Genomic DNA, 20324 nt, shown 5'->3' with positions numbered 1-20324 from the left:
GGTGGGAGGGGCGGGGGGTGGGCGGGGGGGGAGCTTGGGCGGGGGGGGGTGGGGGGGGGTTTTTGGGGTTCTAACCCGAAACGCCACTCACGACCACCCCGGCCGATGCTTCCCTCTACACAAAAGAACCCGCAGGCCAGGCGCCTGCGGGTTCGGATGTGAAGCTGTGGAGCGGGTGACGGGAATCGAACCCGCGTAGCTAGTTTGGAAGACTAGGGCTCTACCATTGAGCTACACCCGCGTGCCCCCGGAGTACCGGGTGCGAAAACAGCTTAGCGTGACCCGCTAGGCTGTGCGCACACCCCCCGGGAGATCGGGGAAGTCACGGGATGTGGCGCAGCTTGGTAGCGCATCCGCTTTGGGAGCGGAGGGTCGCAGGTTCAAATCCTGTCATCCCGACCAGATGGGGCCGGACCTGCGGGTTCGGCCCTTTCGGATACCGCCGCTCGGCGACGTCGGAACGCTCAGTCCCACCACAGCACGATTGCCAGTCGACGGCGGGCGGCTTCCTCGTAGAAGTCGCGTAGGACGGTGTGTTCCCGAGTCAGTTGTCCGGCCAGATCACCGCCCATACCCAGCGCGCTCTTGCCCAGCTCGGCCTCGATCCGGTCCGGGTCCGACGGCACGACGGCACGGACCGCATCGGGTGTCACGGCACGCAACGCTTCGGTGACCTCGCCGACCTGCGGTGGCTCCAACGCGGTCACCGGGTGTTCCCAGATCGTGTCGGGATGATCCCGGTAGGCCGGGTTGACTTCTTCCTCACCGCTGAAACAACGCCGCAGCCGTGCCAAGGTCCGGCCATCGGCTCCGGTCAGCGCCCAAGCCCGTTCCAGGGTGGCAGGCCACCAATCCATGTCGAGGTAGTCCTCGGCTGGAGTCGATGAGAAGGAGCAGAGCTCGTGCAGCGCGTCGACCGACCGACGACATGCGGCGAGTCGCGTGGCCGGGATGTGCCAAGGTCGTCGGCGGCGCCGGCTCAGCCTTGGGAGGGCCACAAGCGCAGGAAGCTCCGGACGTCGTCGAAACCGTCCATCGCCCGCCCGTCCACGTCGGCCGGGTCCGCTTCCGCGCGGGCGGCCAGAGATTCGGCGAGTTTCGCCGCCTCGTCGCCGAGCCGCCCGAAGCGCCGAGCGGTATGCCCCCAGCACAACCCTGCGAGCCCGAGCAAAGGGCCGCCCGGCTCGGCCCGTGTCCCCACCTCGGCACACCAAGGCTCGACGAACGCGTAGTCGTCGTCATTCAACGCGGTCCCGACCAAGGTCTCCGCCGCCTCGCCTTCGAACGATCTGTCCCGCAGGGCACGCTCCAGCGTCTCGACGACCGCGGCGTGGGGCAACGCGGGCGGGTTCTCGAAGCTCCGATGCGGCCGTCGCAAATCCGGGCAGGATGAGGATCATGGAAATCCGCCACGCCCTCAGCACCGACGCCCCCGCCGTGACCGCCCTCCTCACCGAGCTGGGCTACCCGGACAACGACGTGGAGGACGTGCGCGGCCGGCTCGAACGCTGGGCCCGGCATCCCGAAGGTGCCGCGTTCGTCGCCGAGGCGGACGGCAAGGTGGTCGGTGTCGTCGCGGTGGTCGCGATCCCACTTCTGGAGCGGCCGGGTTCGGGCGGGCGGATCGTGGCCTTGGTGGTGGACGAGACCCGGCGAGGCTCGGGTATCGGACGCGAGCTGGTCGCCGCGGCCGAAGCGGAGGCGCTGCGCTTGGGCTGCGACACCATGGAGGTCACCAGCTCCCGCCACCGGACCGCCGCGCACGCCTTCTATCGCGCGCGGGGATACGACGACCATTGTGAGCGCAGCGCCCGGTTCATCCGAAGGTTGACCGCCTGACCACTCCCGGATGCTGAGAGGCCCTAGGCCCACCAGCACCCGCTTGCGAACATCGGCACCGTGACCGGCAGGCGGAGCGCCAGTGCCGGCGCGGTGCCGGACGAAGGGGCGATCGCGCGCAGCACCATCGCGCCGCGCGAACCAGTGGCACACCGACGTCACCTTCGTGCTCGACCCGCCGAAGGCCAGCACGCTGCGCAGCCTGGTCGTCCCTCCTGCGCGGGGGCGCCATCGATGAGTGAAACGCTGATCGCCAACTCGGCCGCCGCCTACCGCGACCTGCCCGAACCGCTCCGGGCGTTCGCGGACACGCTGCGCGCCGAGCACACCGACGACTACGACTGCGCGAAGGCGCCGGAGACCCTCGACGAGGCGGAGCAGGAACGCCGCAAGGTGTTCGTGTCGCGGAAGTTCCGCACGGTCCACCCGGTGGTGCGGGTGCATCCGGTGACCGGCGAGCGCGGGGCTGTCCAAGGGTGAGTCGCGGGACATCCTGCGGCTGCTGCAGTCCTACGCATCGACGGGCTGCCGAGCGAATCCCTCGAAGGCGACGCTTCGCACTACTCCCCCGCCGCCTGACGGCGCGCATGAGGTAAGACTGGCGTCGTGAAGGACGATCGTCAGGTGGAAGCGCTCCTGCGGGAGCTGGCCCCGCAGGTCATCGGGTTGCTGGTGCGCAAGCACGGGCAGTTCGACGCCTGCGAGGACGCCGTCCAGGAAGCCCTGCTCTCGGCCGCGCAGCAATGGCCGGAGCAGGGTATCCCGGACAGTCCGAAATCCTGGCTCGCGACGGTCGCCTCCCGGCGGCTGGTGGACGAGTGGCGCAGCGAGAGCGCGCGACGGCGGCGCGAGGAGAACAACGCGCTGCTGGACCTCGCCCCGTCCCCTGTGTCCGATTCGGACGACACGCTCACCGTCCTCTTCCTGTGCTGCCACCCTTCCCTGTCCCCGCCGTCGCAACTGGCGCTCACCCTGCGCGCCGTCGGCGGCCTGACCACGGGCGAGATCGCGAACGCTTTCCTCGTCCCGGAATCGACGCTGGCCCAGCGGATCAGCCGGGCGAAACAGACCATCAAGAAGGCGGGCGCCGAGTTCGTCCTGCCGCCCGCCGGAGAACTGGCCGAACGGCTCCGAGTCGTCCTCCAGGTCCTGTACCTGATCTTCAACGAGGGCTACACGACCAGCGGCGGCCCCGACCTGCGCCGCGCGGACCTGACCGCCGAAGCGATCCGGCTGACCCGGCTGCTCCGGCGGCTCATGCCGGACGAGGACGAGGTCACCGGCCTGCTCGCGCTCATGCTGCTGACCGACGCCCGCCGCGGCGCCCGCGCCGGTGAGGACGGCTCGCTCGTTTCCCTCGCCGAGCAGGACCGTTCGCGCTGGAACGCGGAAATGATCGCCGAAGGTGTGTCGCTGGTGAGCGAGGCCCTGGAGGCGGGCCCGGTCGGGCCGTACCAGGTGCAGGCCGCGATCGCCGCCGTCCACGACGAGGCGCCCACCGCGGCGGACACGGACTGGTCGCAGATCCTCGCGCTCTACGACGTGCTCGAGAAGGTCTCGCCCGGCCCGGTCGTCACGCTCAACCGCGCCGTCGCGGTCGCCGAGGTCAACGGGCCGGGAGCGGGCCTCGAACTGCTGGCCACGCTCGACGACGACAGCCGGATGAGCCAGACCCACCGGCTCGATTCCGTGCGAGGACATCTGCTGGAACTGGCCGGGGACACCGGCGCCGCGCGCGAGGCCTACCTCCGGGCCGCCGGCAAGACCGCGAGCGAACCGGAGAAGCAGTACCTGACGCGGCGCGCGGAGCGGCTCGGCTAGGCCGTGTCCTTGCGGGCCGTGGCCATGGCACGCTCGGTTTCCCAGAACGCGCGCATCGACACGATCAGCCCGTCTTCGCGCACCCGGTAGACGAACACGCCGTCGGTGTCCACGCGGTAGCCGCCGGGCAAGTACGTCGTGATCGTGCCGACGTTCGCGACCTCGTCACCGGCCGCGTGCGAATCGCGGATGGTGAACCGGAAGCGTTCGACGTTCGCGATCGTCTTGTCCCAGAAGGCACTGATCCCGTCCTGCCCGTGATGCCCTTTGCCCTCCTCGTCGAACATCGACGGGCCGACCGGGTCCTCGACGACGGCGTCTCCGGCGAAGAGCGCGAGCCAGGCGGCCTTGTCCCCGGCGGTGACGGCGGTCATCGAGCGGAACGCGGCCTGGCGCGCGGGCGGCTGCGCGGCGGACGGATCCCAGCAGACGTCGACACCCATGGTTCAGTCTCCGATCTTCGCGATGATCTCGTCGCCGAACTTCTTGATGGAATCCAGCTTGGGGCCGACTTCGGCGTCGAAACCGAGGCCGTCGAACACCCACGGCATGGTGATGATGTCGGTGACGCCGATGTCGCCCTGCTCGCGGTAGCCGTCGAGACCGAACTTGTCGATGCAGACGGCCTGGTACTCGAAGGGATCGTCGGCGCGGCCCTGGTCGGCCAGCAGCCCGCGCAGTTTGGCGATCGTGTCGCGGAGGTCGTCGAACTTCATCATCGCCGACGACCAGCCGTCGGCGACGCGCGCGGCCCGGCGCAGCGCCACGTCGGTGTGCCCGCCGATGTAGAACGGCACCCGCGACGGCGGCGTCGGGCTCATCCGGAGCTTGTCGAAGTCGAAGAACTCGCCGTGGAATTCGACCATCCCGCCGTCGAGGATCAGGCGCAGCACCTCGATGGCCTCGTCCACGCGTTTGCCGCGTTTTTCGTACGGCGCGCCGCACCAGCGGAATTCCTCCGGCGACCAGCCGACGCCGAGACCGAGCCCGAAGCGGCCGCCCGTCAGCGCCGCGACCGAGTTGACCTGACGCGCGAGCAGGACCGGGTTGCGGGAGCCGAGTTTGAGCACGGAGGTGTAGAAGGTGAGCCGTTCGGTGACCGCGCCCATCGACGCGGCCGCGATCAGCGGATCGGCCCAGGGCGTCTCCTCGGTCCAGAAGCGGCTGCCGTCGGGCGTGTACGGATAGTCGGCCGAGACCGTTTCGGAATAGAACAGGGAATCCGGGAGCGCGATCGAGGAGAAACCCGCCTCTTCGGCCGCACGGGCGAGCTCGCCCAGCTGATCGAGCGGGTTCATCGCGATCGACAGGGTGAACTTCATGGAGCCGAACTATAACGTGTTCTAGTTTCTCCCGCCAGTGCGCGCGGGAACCACCGGCGGGCTCTCGGCGTTGATCCGGGCAAAGGCCGAACGATTCCTGGAGTGAACCCATGGGCACCGCGATCTTCCTGATCGTGCTCCTCGTCGTCGTGGTCGGCGGCGGCATCTACTTCGCGAAATCCCAGGCGGCGGCCAAGAAGCGCCAGCTGGACGACGCGAAGGCCGACGCGCGGCGCCTCGTCGAGCGGCTCGGCGGTCAGGTCATGAACCTCACCGGCACGGACACCGCCTCCCAGCAGGCGATGGCGGACGCGTCCGAACGCTTCACCGCGGCAGGCTCCCAGATGGAGCAGGCGCAGACCATCGAACAGGCCCGTCTGGTGCGCGAGACCGCCATCGAAGGGCTCTACTACGTCCGCGCGGCCCGCCTCGCGATGGGCATGGACCCCGGTCCGGAACTGCCCGGCAGCGAAGAGCGCGACCGGGCGGGCAAGGTCACCGAGTACCGCTCGGTCGACGTCGAGGGCGAGCACTACGAGGCTTCGCCGGACCCGAGCCAGCGGACGCCGCACTACTACCCCGGTGGCCGCGTGGCCGGCCGTCCGGTGCCGCAGGGCTGGTACAGCGAGCCGTGGTGGAAGCCCGCGCTCGTCGCCGGTGCCTGGGGGCTCGGTTCGATGCTGCTGTTCAGCGCGATGTTCTCCGGGATGGCGGGGATCGCGAGCGCGTCGGCCTGGGAATCGGGCTATGACGCGGGCCAGGAGGACGCGGCCGCGGACGCGGGCGGCGACGCCGGAGGCGACATGGGCGGGGACGCCGGTGGATTCGACGGCGGCGGCTTCGATGGCGGCGGTTTCGACGGCGGCGGGTTCGACTTCTAGCCCGCTGCTGCCGGGTCCGTGAAGGCCTCCTTCCCTACTCTCAAGGTAGGGAAGGAGGCCTTCACGGCTTATGTCGATCCGCCCGGCCAACGTCGCGGTGTCAGGCCACTGTGGCACGTTGCGAAAGTGGCTTTCGCAAACTTTGGCGAGCGTGGCCGTCGGTCAGGTAGGGGTCGGTGCCGACGTCAGGCGGGCTGGCACGTCGGGCACCAGAAGAGGTTCCGCGCCGCCAGATCGCTCCGCAGCACCGCCGTCCCGCACACGAGACAAGGCATCCCTTCGCGCCGGTAGACGTAGACCTCGCCCCCGTGCCGGTCCTGCCGCGGCGCGCGGCCCGTGGCCTCGGGCAGGTGCTCCGGCGCGACCGTGTCGATCCGTCCCACCCGGACACCGTGCCGCATGAGCGTCACGAGATCCGCCCACATGTCGTCCCACAGCCCGCGATCGAGCGCGCGGCCGGGGACGAGCGGGGCGACACCGTGCCGGAACAGCACTTCGGCGCGATACACGTTGCCGACGCCCGCCAGCACCGACTGGTCCATCAGCAGTGCCGCGATCGACGTCTTCGACCGCGAAATCCGCTCCCACGCCTTCTCCGGCTTCGCGTCCCGGCGCAGCGGATCCGGGCCCAGCCGCGCCTTGATCGCGTCGACTTGGGGCCCGTCCATCAATTCGCACTGGTTCGGGCCGCGCAGGTCGGCCGAATGCGTCGGGCCGACCAGCCGCATCCGCACCTGTCCGACGGGCTCGGAAACGGGCAGCGGCACGTCGGAAAACGTGCCGTAGAGGCCGAGGTGGACATGCACCGTCCCGTGTGGACCGTAGTCGTGGAACAGGTGCTTTCCGTACGCCTCGGCCTTCACCAGCACCCGGCCGTCCAAACGGGACGCTTCGGCGGCGAAGCGTCCTTGCGGACTGCTCACCTCGACCGGGTGCCCGGCGAAACGGCGTTTGTGCAGACGTGCCAAGCGATGGAGCGTGTGCCCCTCGGGCATGTCAGTGCTCGGGCAGCGGCGGCGGCCAGCCGGTGTTCTCGTAGTCCAGGATCTGCTGGACGCGGCGGCCGTGGCGCTCGTCCGGGCTCGGCGGGGTCGCGAGGAACGCCTCGACGATCTCCGTGGCCTCTTCGGTGGTGTGCATCCGCGCGCCGACGCCGATCAGCTGGGCGTGGTTGTGCTCGCGGGTGAGCTTCGCGGTCTCGACGCTCCACGCGAGGCCGGCGCGAGCGCCCTTCACCTTGTTGGCCGCGATCTGCTCGCCGTTGCCGGAGCCGCCGACGACGATTCCGAGGCTGCCCTCGTCCGCGACGACACGACGGGCCGCCTCGATGCAGAAGGCGGGGTAGTCGTCGGCCGCGTCGTAGACGAAGGGACCGACGTCCTCGACGTCGTGGCCCTGCTCCTTGAGGTGGGCCACGAGGTGGTTCTTCAGTTCGAAACCGGCATGGTCAGAGCCAAGGTAAACACGCACAGCGCGGAGTCTGCCATCACGTTCCGGGGCGAGCATGCTGTGGGGGTGGACATCAGGCTCGAATGGGGAAGCGAGGGCGTCACCGCCCTGGGCGCGGGCTGCGCCGTTCTCGTCATCGTCGACGTGCTTTCCTTCTGCACCACAACGGATCTCGTGCTCGGCAACGGCGGCCGCGTGCTGCCGGTCCGCTGGCGCGACCAGCGCGGTGAGGAGGCCGCGAAAGCGCGAGGCGCCATCCTCGCGGGTGAAGAACACTGGACCTTACGACCTTCGTCTGTGACGGAAATCCCTTCCGGCACCCTCCTGGCGCTCCCCTCGCCCAACGGCGCCACGCTGTGCGACACCGCCGCCACGACCGGTGCCGTCGTCCTGGCGGGATGCCTGCGCAACGCGGCCGCCGTCGCCGCCCGCGCGGCGGAGCTGGCGAACGGTCGGCCGATCGGCGTCGTCCCGGCCGGGGAACGCTGGGGCATCGACATCCGCACCGAAACCAAGACGTTCGGGCCGCTGAGGCCGTGCGTCGAGGACCAGCTCGGCGCGGGAGCGATCGTCTCGGCGCTGGACGGCTACGGCCGGCTGTCCGCCGAAGCCCGTCTCGCCGCCATCGCGGCAAAAGCGATCGACATCGCCGAAGCACTGACAGACTGTTCTTCGGGACGCGAGCTCGCCGCGGCCGGGCACGCGAACGACGTGCGACTCGCCGCGATGCTCGATAGCAGCGGCACGGTTCCTGTGCTGCGCAACGGAATTCTGGAGGATTCGTGACTTGGCTCGAACTCGCGGACGGCGTGTACGCCCGCCGTTACGAGGAGCTGGACCTGACCGTCGGCCTCGTCGTGGGCAGTGAGCGCTGCCTGGTCGTCGACGTCCGCGGCGACGTCGACCAGGGCGCCGAACTGGCCGCGGCGGTACGGGAGATCACGCCGCTGCCGTGGTCGGTCGTCTACACCCACGCGCATTTCGATCACGCCTTCGGCACGACGGCGTTCCTGCCGTGCGACGTCTGGGCGCACGAAGGGTGCCTGACGGAGCTGGCCACCTACGGCGACGGCGCGCGACGCAAGTGGATCCAGCACTACCTCGGCGAAAACCGGCCTGAGATGGCGGAGGCGCTGGAGCGCACCGAGATCACCCTGCCGGACAAGCCCGTCACCGACAGCGCCGAGATCGACCTCGGCGGCCGCGCCGCCGTGCTGCGGTTCCCCGGCCGGGCGCACACCGATCACGACCTGTTCGTGCACGTGCCGGACGCGGGAGTCGTCTACGCGGGCGACGCCGTCGAGAACGCCGAAGCAGGCTTCAGCGCGTTCTCGTTCAACGACGGCAGTTTCCTGGCCGAATGGCCCGGCGTGATGGACGCGATCCTCGCGCTGGAGCCGAAGATCATCGTGGCCGGGCACGGGGACCCCGTCGATACCGCGTTCATCGAGAAGCACCGCGACGGGCTGCGCGAACTTGTCGCGCTCAAGAACCGGATCGCGGCGGGAGACCTCACGACGGACGAAGCCGTCGCGAGGTCCTCCTACCCCGGCGATGTCACCAAGGCCGCCCTGGAAACGCCTTAGTCGAAGTTCAGCTCACCGGACCGGGTGCGCTTCAGCTCGAAGAAGTCCGGGTAGCTCGCCAGCGCGCGGGCGCCATCGAAGACCTTGACGGCGTCCTCGCCACGCGGGATCGAGCTGAGCACCGGGCCGAAGAAGGCGACTCCGTCGATGTGGATGGTCGGGGTGCCGACGTCCATTCCGACCGGATTCATACCTTCGTAGTGACTCTTCCTCAGCGCTTCGTCGTACTCGGCCGACTCCGCGGCGTCGGCCAGTTCGGCCGGCGCGCCGATGGCTTCGAGGGTCTCCTTGATGACCTTCGGGATGTCCTTGTCGCCCTGGTTGTGGTGGCGCGTGCCGAACTCCGTGTAGAAGTCGCGCAGGGCCTCCTCGCCGTTCTTCTGCGCGAGCGCGGTGGCGACGCGGACGGGGCCCCAGCCGCGGTCCAAGAGCTCCTTGTACTGCTCAGGCAGGTCGTCGCGGCCGCTGTTGAGCTCGGACAGGCTCATGATCCGGAACCTCAGGTCGAGGTCGCGGTGCTTCTCCACTTCGAGGATCCAGCGCGAGCTGATCCAGGCGAAGGGACAGATCGGATCGAAGTAGAAGTCGACCTTGGTCTTCTCGGACGGGGCGGTCATCAGGTTCTCCCAGTGCCATCGTCTTGGGGTGGGCCGGTACACACACAGGGTGCTACACAGCGAGCCAACATCGCGGCCGTCGGCGTTGTTCCCGTCGTCAGCACGGGCCTCGACATGATTGGATGCCTGTAGTTGGAAACCAAAACCGATACCGATGACCAGAGGTGCCAGTGCCCGCCCCCAACCTGACCCGAGACCAAGCCAAGCTGCGCGCGGAGCTGCTCGACGTCGAGTCCTACGACATCGAGCTGGATCTGACCGACGGCCGCGGCGGTCCCGGTGAGAAGACCTTCACGTCGAAGACGACGATCAAGTTCGCCAGCGCCAGAAGCGGCGAAGCGTCGTGGGTCGACATCGTCGCCGAGGGGATCGAGTCGGCCGTCCTCAACGGGACGGAACTCGACGTCAGCGGGTACGTCGAGGACAAGGGCGTCGAGCTGCCCGCGCTCGCCGAGTCGAACGAGCTCGTCGTGGACGCGGTCTGCCGGTACATGAACACCGGCGAGGGCCTGCACCGGTTCGTCGACCCGGTCGACGACGGCGTCTACCTCTACACGCAGTTCGAGACCGCGGACGCGAAGCGCATGTTCGCCTGCTTCGACCAGCCCGACCTCAAGTCGGTCTACCGGCTCACCGTGACCGCGCCGAAGGACTGGAAGGTCATTTCGAACGCGCTGGTCGAGTCGGCCGAGGAGACCCCGGAAGGGGCCGTCCGCACCGTGTTCAAGGTGTCCGAGCGGATCTCGACCTACCTGGTCGCGCTGATCGCGGGCCCGTACAGCGAGTGGCGCGACGAATTCACCGACGAGCACCGCACCATCCCGCTGGGCATCTACTGCCGCGCCTCGCTCGCCGAGCACATGGACGCGGACAAGCTCTTCACCGAGACCAAGCAGGGTTTCGCCTTCTACCACGAGAAGTTCGCGACCCCGTACCCGTTCTCCAAGTACGACCAGCTGTTCGTGCCGGAGTTCAACGCGGGCGCGATGGAGAACGCCGGCGCGGTCACGTTCCTGGAGGACTACGTCTTCCGCAGCCGCGTCACCCGCTACGCCTACGAGCGCCGCGCCGAGACGCTGCTGCACGAGATGGCGCACATGTGGTTCGGCGACCTGGTCACCATGCGCTGGTGGGACGACCTGTGGCTGAACGAGTCATTCGCGACCTTCGCGAGTGTGCTGGCCCAGGCCGAGGCCACCGAGTACAAGAACGCGTGGACCAGCTTCGCGAACATCGAGAAGTCGTGGGCGTACCGGCAGGACCAGCTGCCCTCGACGCATCCGATCGCCGCGGACATCGTCGACCTGCACGCGGTCGAGGTGAACTTCGACGGCATCACCTACGCCAAGGGCGCGAGCGTGCTCAAGCAGCTCGTCGCCTACGTCGGGCTCGAGCACTTCCTCGAAGGCCTCAAGGTCTACTTCGGCAAGCACGCCTGGGGCAACGCGACCCTGGCGGACCTGCTGGGCGCGCTGGAAGCGGCCTCGGGCCGCGACCTGTCGTGGTGGAGCGCGCAGTGGCTGGAGACCACCGGTCTCAACTCGCTGAGCCCGCGCTACGAGGTCGGCGCCGACGGCACGTACACCTCGTTCGCCGTCACCCAGACCGGCGCCAAGCCGGGTGCCGGTGAGCTGCGGACACACCGGGTCGCGGTCGGCGTCTACGACGAGGACGAGAACGGCAAGATCGTCCGCAAGTACCGCGTCGAACTCGACGTCGACGGCGAGCGCACCGAGGTACCGGGGCTGATCGGTCTCCCGGCAGGCAAGCTCGTGCTGGTCAACGACGACGACCTGACCTACTGCACGATGCGGCTCGACCCGGCGTCGCTGACCACGCTGATCGACCGCATCGCCGACATCACCGAACCGCTGCCCCGCACGCTGTGCTGGTCGGCGGCGTGGGAGATGACGCGCGAGGCCGAGCTCAAGGCCCGCGACTTCGTCACCCTGGTGCAGCGCGGCGTGCACACCGAGACCGAGGTCGGCGTGGTGCAGCGGCTGCTGCTGCAGGCGCAGACGGCGCTGAACTCGTACGCGAACCCGGCGTGGGCGGCGGACAAGGGCTGGCCGGAGTTCTCCGCCCGGCTGCTGGAGCTGGCGCAAGGCGCCGAGGCCGGTTCGGACCACCAGCTGGCGTTCGTGAACTCGCTCGCCGGATGCGTGCTCGACGACAAGACGCTGGCGATCATCGCGGGCTGGCTCGACGGCACGGCGCCGCTGGAGGGCCTGACCGTCGACACCGACCTGCGCTGGCGCCTGCTGCACGCGCTGGTCGCGCACGGCAAGGCGGAGAACCCCGAGATCGACGCGGAACTCACCAAGGACGACACCGCCGCCGGACGACGTCAGGCGGAGCGCTCGCGGGCGCTGCGGCCGACCGAGGAAGCGAAGGCCGACGCGTGGCAGCGGGCGGTGTACGACGACGAGCTGCCGAACGCGGTCAGCGACTCGCTCATCACCGGCTTCTCCCACCCCGGCCAGAAGCACCTGCTCGGCGGCTACGTGACGCGCTACTTCGAGGTCATCGACGAGGTGTGGCAGCGGCGGTCCAGCGAGCGGGCGCAGCCGACCGTGGTCGGGCTGTACCCGTCGTGGGCCGTCGAGCCGTCGACGGTGGAGGCGTCGGACGAGTGGCTGGCCGGGGAGCACCCGGCGGCGCTGCGCCGTCTCGTGTCGGAAGGCCGGGCCGGGATCGTGCGGGCGCTGGCCGCCCGAGAGTTCGACTCGCAGGCCGGGATCTAGTCCCGTAACGCAATGAAAGGTCCCTTCCTTGCAAATTTTGCAAGGAAGGGACCTTTCATTGCACTTGAGAGCGTCAGTGCTGCGGAGCGCCCGCCTGGTCGCTCAGCATGCGGAGGGCGTTCACGAGGCCGCCGATGAGGTCGCCTTCCTTGAAGGAGGCGACCATGCTGGCCACGGCGAGCTTCGCGCCGCGGTCGGGCAGGCGGTGCCGGGCCTGCGAGCCCGTCACGATCTCGATGACGCGCTGGCCGGGCGACACGGCGACGATCACGCCGTCGGCCGGGTTGTCGGTCGAGCTCAGCAGGCCTTCGGCGGTGGCGCGGGTGTCCTCGCCGAGGTCACCGAGGTACACACTGAAGTCCAGGCCGGTCTCGCGGCTGGCCAGGGTCAGCGCCTCGTCCAGCCGGGCAAGCTGCTGGGTCGTGAATGGGCTGTTCGGACCAGCCGGTTCGTACATCTTGGCGGCGGAAATCCGGCCGCTCGAAGTAACGGCGGCGCCGTAACCGGGCTCTTCGTCAACAGCGGTGGACGAATGGGTCAGTTCACCAGTTGCCACGAGCGCCTCCCGTCACCGAAGCTCCGTCCGCCGCACCCACGGCGGTCGCGCCGCCCGCGTGCGAATGCCTGGCGCCGACACCGTCGGGGTTGGCGCTCCACCACATGGCCGGGTACTCCCACGGCTGCCCCGGCCGGTACCGGGCGGCGCCCGCGCCCTTCGACCGCAGCGTGGCCACCCCGCAAAGCGCGTAGATGACCAAGGGGATCACCGCGAAGACCAGGATCGTCTCGACAAGGTTCACGCGCGTGAGCGTATCCGATGGCGCGAGGCCGCACCCGCTCGCACGGGTATGGGCCGCGGCACCTACCGCTCGTCGTCCGGAGGGGGCCGTCCGCCGCTTGCCGCGAAAGCGCTCCCACGTTGGGGCGAAGCCCGCAAGGCCGAAAGGTTGCAACTCAACGTACGGGCGGCCGCACCCGGCGCTGTCGTCTTGTCGCGGCCTTGAAATCCTCGTAGCTTTTTCACCTGTACGGGCCTTGCGCCCAGCTCCCCCACCCCAGCAGGTAACGCACCGGTCGCAGGAGGATATGTCATGCAGAGCACCCAGACACCCGGCCAGGCGATCATCGACGACATTTCGTCACTCTTCGAAATTGAATTCGTCCCCGGTACGCGTGTGACGGCGGGCACACGGGTTACGCGCGGTACTCGTGTCACTCGCGGTACGCGGGTCACCGCCGGAACCCGGGTCACCCGCGGCACCCGCGTCACCCGCGGCACCCGCGTCACCCGAGGCACTCGCGTCACCGCCGGAACCCGGGTCACCCGCGTCACCCGAGGCACCCGCGTGACCGCCGGAACGCGCGTCACCTGCGGCACGCGTGTCACTCGCGGCACCCGGGTCACCCGTGGCACCCGCGTCACCTGCCAGAGCGACTTCTCGCTCGCCGCCTGAGATCGAGCACGACCGGCTAAGCAGGGGACGGCGCACTCGTAACGAGCTTCACCACGGCATCATCGGCCCGCCCCGGCCGCCGCGAGGCAGCCGGGGCGCCGACGTGTTCACAATGCGATCAGGCCGCGGTTCCCAGGTACGGCCGCCACAACGGGTCGGCCTCCTTCGAATGCGCGAGCAGCCGCCAGTGCGGCCCGTGCGGGGCCCTCGGCACGACGCGCAGGCGCCAGCCGATCTCGGAAAGCAGCTTGTCCGCTTTCCGGTGGTTGCACTTGGCACAGCAGGCCACGCAGTTCGTCCAACTGTGGGGGCCACCGCGACTGCGCGGGAGGACGTGGTCGATCGTCTCGGCCCGCCCTCCGCAGTAGGCGCAGCGGTACCGGTCGCGGTGCATCAGCCCGGCCCGGGTCAGCGGCACCTGCGCGCGGTAGGGCACGCGCACGTAGGTGCTCAGCCGGATCACCGAAGGCACGGGCAGCGAAACCGTGGCGGCGTGCAGTTCGAGCCCCGCCGGGTCGCCGTGCACCACCTCGGCCTTGCCGCACATCACGAGGACCACCGCCCGCCGCAACGGCAGCGCCGTGAGCGGTTCGAACGTGGCGTTCAACAGCAATACCCGTCTGCGGCCCCACGAATTCGTGGTGGGTGCCGCCGTGGTCGACGGGTCCCGCCCTCTACGCTGTCCGGGCGGGCGGGCAACACCCCCTGGCCGCGTTCCCGGCCCGCCCGGTGGAGCCCCGTGCGAGGGGGCACCTCCCGGATGGGCGCGCAGCACGACCTCCGGCGCCTGTCCGGCCAAGGCTTGGCTCGGGACGCCGAGGGGGATGGGTTGTCGGTCTGGCACTCGACCACCTCCACCGGTGCAGGCATAGTCGACCACAGATCAGCCCCAAAGTGCACGTGTGTTACTGGACGTGTCACATGCGCGCGACCCGGCGGCCACTTGAAGTTGGGTGCTCCGCCTCCGCCGGGGCCGAGCGGCGTGACCGATCCCCGCCGAGTACGAAAGGACATTTCCTCTCCGTGAACCTGCTGCCCACCGAACCCCCGGCCTGCACGCGCGAGGCCGGCAGCCTGTGCTACCAGGTGTTCCAGGTCACAAAGAACGAATGGCTCTCCGCCTCCGCGGGCTGGCTGCTGACGAAGCCGCTCAGGATCCTGATGATCGTCGCCGTGGCGTTCCTGCTGCGCTACCTGGTGCGACGCCTGATCAACCGCGTGACTCGGATGCCGAGCGGCTCGTCGAAACTGCCCGCCCTGTTGAGACCGCTGCGGGAGAAGGCTCCCGAAGTGCTCGGGTCGGCGGTGATGGAACGGCGCCGTCAGCGCGCCGCCACCATCGGCTCGGTGCTCAAGTCGATGGCGACGTTCCTGATCTACGGCCTCGCGTTCATCCTGGTACTGGGCGAACTGGGCATCGACCTCGCGCCGATCATCGCTTCGGCGGGCATCGTCGGCGTGGCGCTCGGGTTCGGCGCGCAGAACCTGGTCAAGGACTTCCTGTCCGGCATGTTCATGATGATCGAGGACCAGTACGGCGTCGGTGACGTCGTCGACGTCGGTGAGGCGTCCGGCACCGTCGAGGCCGTGGGCCTCCGGATCACCACCTTGCGTGACATCAACGGCACCGTCTGGTACGTCCGCAACGGCGAGGTGCTGCGGGTCGGCAACTCGAGCCAGGGCTTCGCGGTGGCCGTCGTCGACGTCCCGCTCAGCTACTCCGCCGACGTCGAGAAGGCCACCGAGCTGATGGCCGAGAAGGCGAAGACGCTCCTGGAGAGCGAGGGGCTCGCACCGAACGTGCTGGAGCCGCCGGAGATGCTCGGCGTGGAGACCGTCACCCCCGAGAGCATCAAGCTCCGCCTGACGGTGAAAGTCCGGCCAGGCAAGCAGTGGGCCGTGCAGCGCGCACTGCGGGCGCATCTGCTCGCCGCGTTCGACGAAGCAGGCTTCGAGCCACCTCTGGGGCGCTTCATGGCGTCCGGCCCCGCCGGGCAGTAGGACAAGGGCAGAATGGAGCTGTGTCCGTGACCGAACCTGACCCCACCACCTTGTACGAAGCGATCGGCGGCGAACCCGTCTTCACCCGGATCGTCGCTCGGTTCTACGCCGAAGTGGCGGTCGACGAGGTGCTTCGCCCGCTGTACCCCGAGGAGGACCTCGGCCCGGCCGAGGAGCGTTTCCGGCTGTTCCTCATGCAGTACTGGGGCGGCCCGCACACCTACTCGGACCAGCGCGGCCACCCTCGGCTGCGGATGCGGCACGCTCCGTTCAAGATCGGCCCGATCGAGCGCGACGCCTGGCTGCGCTGCATCAAGATCGCGGTCGACGAGGAGAACATCGAGGAGCCCTACCGCTCGCAGCTGTGGGCGTACCTGGAGATGGCCGCCAACAGCATGATGAACAGCTTCGTGTGATGGAACGCGACGTGGCTTGGTGGGCCCAGGCGGTGTTCTACCAGGTCTACGTACGCTCGTTCGCCGATTCGGACGGGGACGGCGTCGGTGACCTCGAAGGCATCCGCGGCAAACTCGGGTACCTGGAGCTGCTCGGGGTCGACGCGCTGTGGCTGGCGCCGTTCTACCGCTCCCCCATGGCCGACCACGGCTACGACATCGCCAACCCGCGCGACGTCGACCCGATGTTCGGCACCCTCGGCGATTTCGACGTCCTGCTGACCGAGGCGCACAAACGCGGCATCAAGGTCACCGTCGACGTCGTCCCCAACCACACCAGCAACACCCACGCCTGGTTCAAATCGGCGATGGCTGCGCCGCCGGGCAGCCCGGAACGGGATCGCTACATCTTCCGCGACGGGCTCGGCCCGCGCGGCGACCAGCCGCCGAACAACTGGGTCAGCGCTTTCGGCGGCCCGGCGTGGACGCGGGTCCCGGACGGCCAGTGGTACCTGCATCTGTTCTCGCCGCAGCAGCCGGACCTGAACTGGACCAACCACGAGGTCGCCGCCGATCTGGAGCGGACCCTGCGGTTCTGGCTGGACCACGGCGTGGACGGCTTCCGCGTCGACGTCGCGCACGGCATGGCGAAACCGCCGGGCCTGCCGGACATGGACCCGCGGGTGAACGCGCTCGGGCCGAGCGAGTACTACGATCCGCGGTTCGACAACGACCGTGTCCACGAGATCCACCAGATGATCCGCAAGGTTCTCGACGAGTACCCGGGCACCATGGCCGTCGGCGAGATCTGGGTGACCGACGAGGAACGTCTCGCGCGCTACCTGCGGCCCGACGAGCTGCACCTGGCGTTCAACTTCCGGCTCGTGCTCACGCATTTCGACGCGGACGCGCTGCGGACGGCCATCGAGCGGTCGCTGGCGGTGCCGAAGTCCGCCGGAGCGCCCGCCACCTGGACGTTGAGCAACCACGACGTCTGGCGGCAGGTCAGCCGGTACGGCGACGGTGAACGCGGCGTCCGGCGCGCGCGGGCGATGGCGCTCGTCGAGCTAGCGCTGCCCGGAGCGGTCTATCTGTACAACGGCGAAGAACTGGGGCTCGGCAACGTCGACCTCCCGCCGGAAGCTCTCGCGGACCCGCGCGCCAAGATCTCCGGCGTCGAGTTCGGCCGGGACGCGTCACGGGTGCCGCTGCCGTGGGAAGGCGAACTCCCGCCGTTCGGGTTCTCGCGCAATCCGCGCACGTGGCTGCCGATGCCCGCTTCGTGGGCGTCGGTGACCGTGGAAGCGCAGCTGGAGGATCCGGCGTCGACGCTGTCGCTGTACCGGCGGGCGATCGAGATCCGTAAGTCGCACAAGGCTTTCCGCGGCGACGACCTCGAATGGTACGGCGCGCCCGCGGGGTGTTTCGCGTTCCGGCGGCGCGGCGGCGGGCTGGTGTGCGCGCTGAACACGTCGGCGAGCCCGATCGCGCTGCCGCCGGGTGAGGTACTGCTGTCGAGCGTTCCGCTGGTGAACGGCAAACTGCCGCCGGACGCGGCCGCCTGGCTCGTCTGAGCCCCCTGCAATGAAAGGCCCCTTCATCGCAAATTTTGCGATGAAGGGGCCTTTCATTGCACGCTAGTGGATCACTTGTTGAAGCCCGGGTGCAGCTTGTACTGCGTCTGGGCGTTGAACTCGTTCTGCCGGACGAGCTTCGCCGGGAAGGTCCGCCAGTCGTTGAGGTCCAGGACGTCCAGCCCCTTCACGATGTCGGACGAGTAGATGTGGCCGTTGTACCAGTACGCCGACCACGTCCCGCCGCCGACGAGCTTCTCGTTCGAGAGCGGGCCACGCTCCCAGAACGCGATCTCCTTCGGGTTCTTCGCGTCGGTGAAGTCCCACACCGAGACGCCGCCCTGGTACCAGGACTGGACCATGATGTCCTTGCCCGGCACCGGGATCAGCGAACCGTTGTGCGCGACGCAGTTCTCGGTCTCGGACTGCAGGCGCGGGATCTTGTAGTAGCTGACGAACTCCAGCTTGCGGTCGTCGCCGCGGCCGGTGATCTGGTAGATGCCGTTGGCGCCGCGGGTGGAGCCGAACTTCTCCAGGCAGGTCGCCATCCCGCCGCCACCGAGCTCGTCGGTGAAGACGATCTTGGTGGCGTCGTTGTTGAAGGTGGCGCTGTGCCAGAACGCGAAGTTCACGTTGTCCTGCACGCGGTTGAGGACACGCGGCTTGAGCCGGTCGGAGATGTCGAGCAGGACGCCGTCACCCATGCAGGCACCGGCCATCAGATCCTTCTCCGGCAGCGCCGTCAGGTCGTGGCAACCGGTGGTCGCGGACCGGCGGGTGCCGTCGGGGTTGGTACCACCGGGGTTGCCGCCGTCGTCCGGGAACAGCACCGGCGTCGCGACCAGCGAGGCCTTCGCCGGGTCCTTCACCGGGACCTTGATGATCGACAGCTTGTCGTGCGGCGGCTGGCAGTCGGGCAGGTTGGCCGCCGGCGCGTACGACGAGACGTAGATGTAGACGTCCTTGCCGCGCTTGTCCGGCACCAGGGTGTTGGTGTGCGAACCGCAGTCGGTCTCGATCGCCGCTACGTACTTCGGCGCCGCGAGGTTCGAGATGTCGAAGATCTTGATGCCCTCCCACGCCGACTTCTCCGAGGCGGGCTTCGAGACGCTGTTGCACGAGTTGTCGCTGCGCGACGAGTCGGTCGACAGGAAGAGCAGGTCCCCGGAGATCGACACGTCGTTCTGCCCGCCGGGGCAGAGGACCTGGCTGACGATCTTCGGGCGGTACGGGTTGCGGACGTCGAAGACGTTGAACCCGTCGTAGGTGCCGACGATCGCGTGCCCCTTGGTGAACGCGATGTCGGTGCCGGTCGAGTCCTTGGTGAACGGTCCCTGCTGCGGGACGTTCGCGATCGACCGGAGATTGGGGCTGTGGACGATCTCGTCCACGCCCGGAATCGCGGTCGCCGACGGTTCGGCGATGACGGCCGGCGCGGCGAGCGCGCTGGAGGCACCGAGGGCGGCGACTGCGGCCGCCGACACGAAGACCCTGGTCAAGCGGCGTTTCAGCCCAGGCTGCAGCACGATATGGCTCTCCTTCCACCCAGCTTTACGCGCACCTTATTCCTTATTTAGGCTCAACAGATACCGACCAACGGAGGAACTCCCGGGATGAGAAATAGTTTGACATCGGCACTGGTCGCCGCTGCTTTCGTAGTCTCGGGCTGCACCGGCGACGAAACTCCGGCGCAACCGGCCCAAAGTGCTCCGGTGATCGTGCCCGGGAAGCCCGGCGAGCAGGCGGGCACCGGCTCCCCCGCCCCGGTGAACCGCGATCAGCCGAACGAGGCCGACGTCGAGTACATGACGATGATGATCCCCCATCACCAGCAGGCGAAGGTGATGACCGATCTGGTGCCGGGAAAGACGGCGAACGAGCAGATCCGGGCGATCGCCGGGCGGATCTCGGTCGCGCAGGACGGCGAGGTCACGATGATGAAGACCTGGTTGTCCGACCGCGACAAGCCGGTGCCGGGCGAAGGGCACGCGGGCCACGGTGGCGGGCACGATCACGCGCTCATGCCGGGCATGGCGACCGAGGCTCAGCTGGCGGACCTGCGCGCGGCGAACGGGGTGGCGTTCGAAAAACTGTTCCTCGACCTGATGATCGCGCACCACCAGGGCGCGCTGACCATGGCCGAAGCCCAGCTCGGCAAGGGTGTGGAGATCAAGGCGCAGGAGATGGCGCAGGAGGTCATCACCGGCCAGTCCGCCGAGATCGAGCGGATGAAGACCATGCGCGGAAAGCTCTGAACCCTCGCGTTTCGTCCTCTGAACGCGGTAGTTCGTAACGCCAACTACCGCATTCAGAGGACGAAACGCGGGAGTCAGGCGTCGCCGGAGGAGCCCATGTCGAACCCGGAGTCGTCGGAGTCGTCGAGGGTGCCCGAGACGATCCAGGTCGCCAGCGCGGCGGCCTGGACGTAGGGAGCCGCCTTCGCCGCGGCCCGTCCGGCGGATTTGGCACGTCCCCACTTCTCCGGGCGTTCGGCGCGTTCCGGCGCCTCCTCACCCGGCGGGCGCTCGGTCCGCCACGGGGTCTCCTCCGGCCGGACCTCGGCGAGGAAGTCCGCGGTCGGGTCCTCCCCGTCCTTAGCGGCGTCCTTATCGCTCATGGAGACAGCCTGACACCGCGGGCG

The 20324-nt window shown here is 68.9% G+C and carries 24 protein-coding genes and 2 tRNA genes; 13 read left to right on the top strand and 13 right to left on the bottom strand.

Features of this window, described 5'->3' with window-relative positions:
- Nucleotides 1-167: 167 nt before the first annotated feature.
- Nucleotides 168-241 (bottom strand) — tRNA-Gly (locus AC069I_RS25285).
- A gap of 84 nt (nucleotides 242-325) precedes the next feature.
- Here AC069I_RS25285 and AC069I_RS25280 point away from each other — a divergent pair.
- Nucleotides 326-402: transfer RNA gene (locus AC069I_RS25280), tRNA-Pro, on the top strand.
- 62 nt (nucleotides 403-464) lie between these two features.
- On the opposite strand, the gene AC069I_RS25275 is transcribed toward AC069I_RS25280, so the two are convergent.
- Together AC069I_RS25275 and AC069I_RS25270 are read right to left on the bottom strand one after the other, a co-directional pair.
- Nucleotides 465-857, bottom strand: a complete 393-nt coding sequence (locus AC069I_RS25275) for a hypothetical protein (protein ID WP_478266529.1) — start codon at nucleotides 855-857, stop codon at nucleotides 465-467.
- A gap of 122 nt (nucleotides 858-979) precedes the next feature.
- A complete protein-coding gene (locus tag AC069I_RS25270; RefSeq protein ID WP_478266528.1) occupies nucleotides 980-1378 on the bottom strand; it encodes a hypothetical protein in 399 nt (132 codons plus the stop codon).
- Nucleotides 1379-1398: 20 nt separating this feature from the next.
- On the opposite strand from AC069I_RS25270, the gene AC069I_RS25265 reads away from it, so the two are divergent.
- The 3 genes from AC069I_RS25265 (at nucleotide 1399) to AC069I_RS25255 (ending at nucleotide 3660) form a co-directional block, all read left to right on the top strand.
- Complete coding sequence (locus AC069I_RS25265) at nucleotides 1399-1839, top strand: N-acetyltransferase family protein (protein ID WP_478232198.1); 441 nt, start codon at nucleotides 1399-1401, stop codon at nucleotides 1837-1839.
- A gap of 234 nt (nucleotides 1840-2073) precedes the next feature.
- On the top strand, nucleotides 2074-2319 hold the full coding sequence (locus AC069I_RS25260) for a TauD/TfdA family dioxygenase (RefSeq protein WP_478229233.1): 246 nt from the start codon (nucleotides 2074-2076) through the stop codon (nucleotides 2317-2319).
- A gap of 126 nt (nucleotides 2320-2445) precedes the next feature.
- Nucleotides 2446-3660, top strand: a complete 1215-nt coding sequence (locus AC069I_RS25255) for an RNA polymerase sigma factor (RefSeq protein WP_478266527.1) — start codon at nucleotides 2446-2448, stop codon at nucleotides 3658-3660.
- Here AC069I_RS25255 and AC069I_RS25250 read toward each other — a convergent pair.
- Together AC069I_RS25250 and AC069I_RS25245 are read right to left on the bottom strand one after the other, a co-directional pair.
- The gene (locus AC069I_RS25250; protein ID WP_478229231.1) at nucleotides 3657-4103 is read right to left on the bottom strand and encodes a nuclear transport factor 2 family protein; all 447 of its coding nucleotides are present in this window, start codon (nucleotides 4101-4103) and stop codon (nucleotides 3657-3659) included. The genes AC069I_RS25255 and AC069I_RS25250 overlap by 4 nt on opposite strands.
- Before the next feature lie 3 nt (nucleotides 4104-4106).
- Nucleotides 4107-4982 (bottom strand): TIGR03619 family F420-dependent LLM class oxidoreductase, encoded by an 876-nt coding sequence (locus tag AC069I_RS25245; RefSeq protein ID WP_192745900.1) that lies wholly within the window; start codon nucleotides 4980-4982, stop codon nucleotides 4107-4109.
- A gap of 110 nt (nucleotides 4983-5092) precedes the next feature.
- Between AC069I_RS25245 and AC069I_RS25240 the strand changes: the two genes are divergently transcribed.
- Nucleotides 5093-5863: a hypothetical protein gene (locus tag AC069I_RS25240; protein WP_340687634.1), complete on the top strand. Its 771-nt coding sequence runs from the start codon at nucleotides 5093-5095 to the stop codon at nucleotides 5861-5863.
- Nucleotides 5864-6048: 185 nt separating this feature from the next.
- Here the strand turns inward: AC069I_RS25240 and AC069I_RS25235 are convergent, their stop codons facing one another.
- Nucleotides 6049-6858, bottom strand: a complete 810-nt coding sequence (locus AC069I_RS25235) for an Fpg/Nei family DNA glycosylase (RefSeq protein WP_478266526.1) — start codon at nucleotides 6856-6858, stop codon at nucleotides 6049-6051.
- 1 nt (nucleotide 6859) lies between these two features.
- Nucleotides 6860-7333, bottom strand: a complete 474-nt coding sequence (locus AC069I_RS25230; protein WP_007034718.1) for a ribose-5-phosphate isomerase — start codon at nucleotides 7331-7333, stop codon at nucleotides 6860-6862.
- A 45-nt stretch (nucleotides 7334-7378) separates the two neighbouring features.
- Between AC069I_RS25230 and AC069I_RS25225 the strand changes: the two genes are divergently transcribed.
- Complete coding sequence (locus tag AC069I_RS25225) at nucleotides 7379-8098, top strand: 2-phosphosulfolactate phosphatase (protein ID WP_478266525.1); 720 nt, start codon at nucleotides 7379-7381, stop codon at nucleotides 8096-8098.
- The gene (locus AC069I_RS25220) at nucleotides 8095-8898 is read left to right on the top strand and encodes an MBL fold metallo-hydrolase (RefSeq protein ID WP_478266524.1); all 804 of its coding nucleotides are present in this window, start codon (nucleotides 8095-8097) and stop codon (nucleotides 8896-8898) included. Before AC069I_RS25225 ends, AC069I_RS25220 begins: the two co-directional genes overlap by 4 nt.
- Here the strand turns inward: AC069I_RS25220 and AC069I_RS25215 are convergent.
- Nucleotides 8895-9515, bottom strand: a complete 621-nt coding sequence (locus AC069I_RS25215; RefSeq protein ID WP_340687630.1) for a mycothiol-dependent nitroreductase Rv2466c family protein — start codon at nucleotides 9513-9515, stop codon at nucleotides 8895-8897. The two genes, AC069I_RS25220 and AC069I_RS25215, sit on opposite strands and share 4 nt — an antisense overlap.
- 170 nt (nucleotides 9516-9685) lie before the next feature.
- On the opposite strand from AC069I_RS25215, the gene pepN reads away from it, so the two are divergent.
- Nucleotides 9686-12259 (top strand): aminopeptidase N, encoded by a 2574-nt coding sequence (gene pepN, locus AC069I_RS25210; protein WP_478229227.1) that lies wholly within the window; start codon nucleotides 9686-9688, stop codon nucleotides 12257-12259.
- A 73-nt stretch (nucleotides 12260-12332) separates the two neighbouring features.
- Here the strand turns inward: pepN and AC069I_RS25205 are convergent, their stop codons facing one another.
- Nucleotides 12333-12815 carry a DUF5130 family protein gene (locus AC069I_RS25205; protein ID WP_478229226.1) on the bottom strand — a complete coding sequence of 161 codons (483 nt, stop codon included), beginning with the start codon at nucleotides 12813-12815 and terminating at the stop codon, nucleotides 12333-12335.
- On the bottom strand, nucleotides 12802-13059 hold the full coding sequence (gene ctaJ / locus AC069I_RS25200) for an aa3-type cytochrome oxidase subunit CtaJ (protein WP_340687628.1): 258 nt from the start codon (nucleotides 13057-13059) through the stop codon (nucleotides 12802-12804). Before ctaJ ends, AC069I_RS25205 begins: the two co-directional genes overlap by 14 nt.
- A gap of 291 nt (nucleotides 13060-13350) precedes the next feature.
- Between ctaJ and AC069I_RS25195 the strand changes: the two genes are divergently transcribed.
- Nucleotides 13351-13713 (top strand): hypothetical protein, encoded by a 363-nt coding sequence (locus tag AC069I_RS25195; protein ID WP_478266523.1) that lies wholly within the window; start codon nucleotides 13351-13353, stop codon nucleotides 13711-13713.
- Nucleotides 13714-13831: 118 nt separating this feature from the next.
- Here the strand turns inward: AC069I_RS25195 and AC069I_RS25190 are convergent, their stop codons facing one another.
- Nucleotides 13832-14326 (bottom strand): HNH endonuclease, encoded by a 495-nt coding sequence (locus tag AC069I_RS25190; RefSeq protein WP_478229224.1) that lies wholly within the window; start codon nucleotides 14324-14326, stop codon nucleotides 13832-13834.
- Nucleotides 14327-14736: 410 nt separating this feature from the next.
- Between AC069I_RS25190 and AC069I_RS25185 the strand changes: the two genes are divergently transcribed.
- The 3 genes from AC069I_RS25185 to AC069I_RS25175 are packed head-to-tail and all read left to right on the top strand — an operon-like array spanning nucleotide 14737 to nucleotide 17683.
- Nucleotides 14737-15714: a mechanosensitive ion channel family protein gene (locus AC069I_RS25185; protein WP_478229223.1), complete on the top strand. Its 978-nt coding sequence runs from the start codon at nucleotides 14737-14739 to the stop codon at nucleotides 15712-15714.
- A 20-nt stretch (nucleotides 15715-15734) separates the two neighbouring features.
- Nucleotides 15735-16130 carry a globin gene (locus AC069I_RS25180; RefSeq protein ID WP_125676391.1) on the top strand — a complete coding sequence of 132 codons (396 nt, stop codon included), beginning with the start codon at nucleotides 15735-15737 and terminating at the stop codon, nucleotides 16128-16130.
- Complete coding sequence (locus tag AC069I_RS25175; protein WP_478266522.1) at nucleotides 16130-17683, top strand: glycoside hydrolase family 13 protein; 1554 nt, start codon at nucleotides 16130-16132, stop codon at nucleotides 17681-17683. Before AC069I_RS25180 ends, AC069I_RS25175 begins: the two co-directional genes overlap by 1 nt.
- A 71-nt stretch (nucleotides 17684-17754) precedes the next feature.
- Here AC069I_RS25175 and AC069I_RS25170 read toward each other — a convergent pair whose 3' ends face one another.
- Nucleotides 17755-19209 (bottom strand): LVIVD repeat-containing protein, encoded by a 1455-nt coding sequence (locus AC069I_RS25170; RefSeq protein WP_478229221.1) that lies wholly within the window; start codon nucleotides 19207-19209, stop codon nucleotides 17755-17757.
- A gap of 87 nt (nucleotides 19210-19296) precedes the next feature.
- Between AC069I_RS25170 and AC069I_RS25165 the strand changes: the two genes are divergently transcribed.
- Nucleotides 19297-19938 carry a DUF305 domain-containing protein gene (locus AC069I_RS25165; protein WP_478266521.1) on the top strand — a complete coding sequence of 214 codons (642 nt, stop codon included), beginning with the start codon at nucleotides 19297-19299 and terminating at the stop codon, nucleotides 19936-19938.
- A gap of 74 nt (nucleotides 19939-20012) precedes the next feature.
- Here the strand turns inward: AC069I_RS25165 and AC069I_RS25160 are convergent, their stop codons facing one another.
- Entirely contained in the window at nucleotides 20013-20300 is a 288-nt protein-coding gene (locus AC069I_RS25160) for a hypothetical protein (RefSeq protein ID WP_478266520.1), read from the bottom strand.
- Nucleotides 20301-20324 lie beyond the last annotated feature (24 nt).

Source organism: Amycolatopsis sp. NPDC043885 (assembly GCF_056435685.1).
The sequence above is the reverse complement of the archived record's forward strand: the minus strand, read 5'-3'. Positions and strand labels throughout refer to the sequence as shown.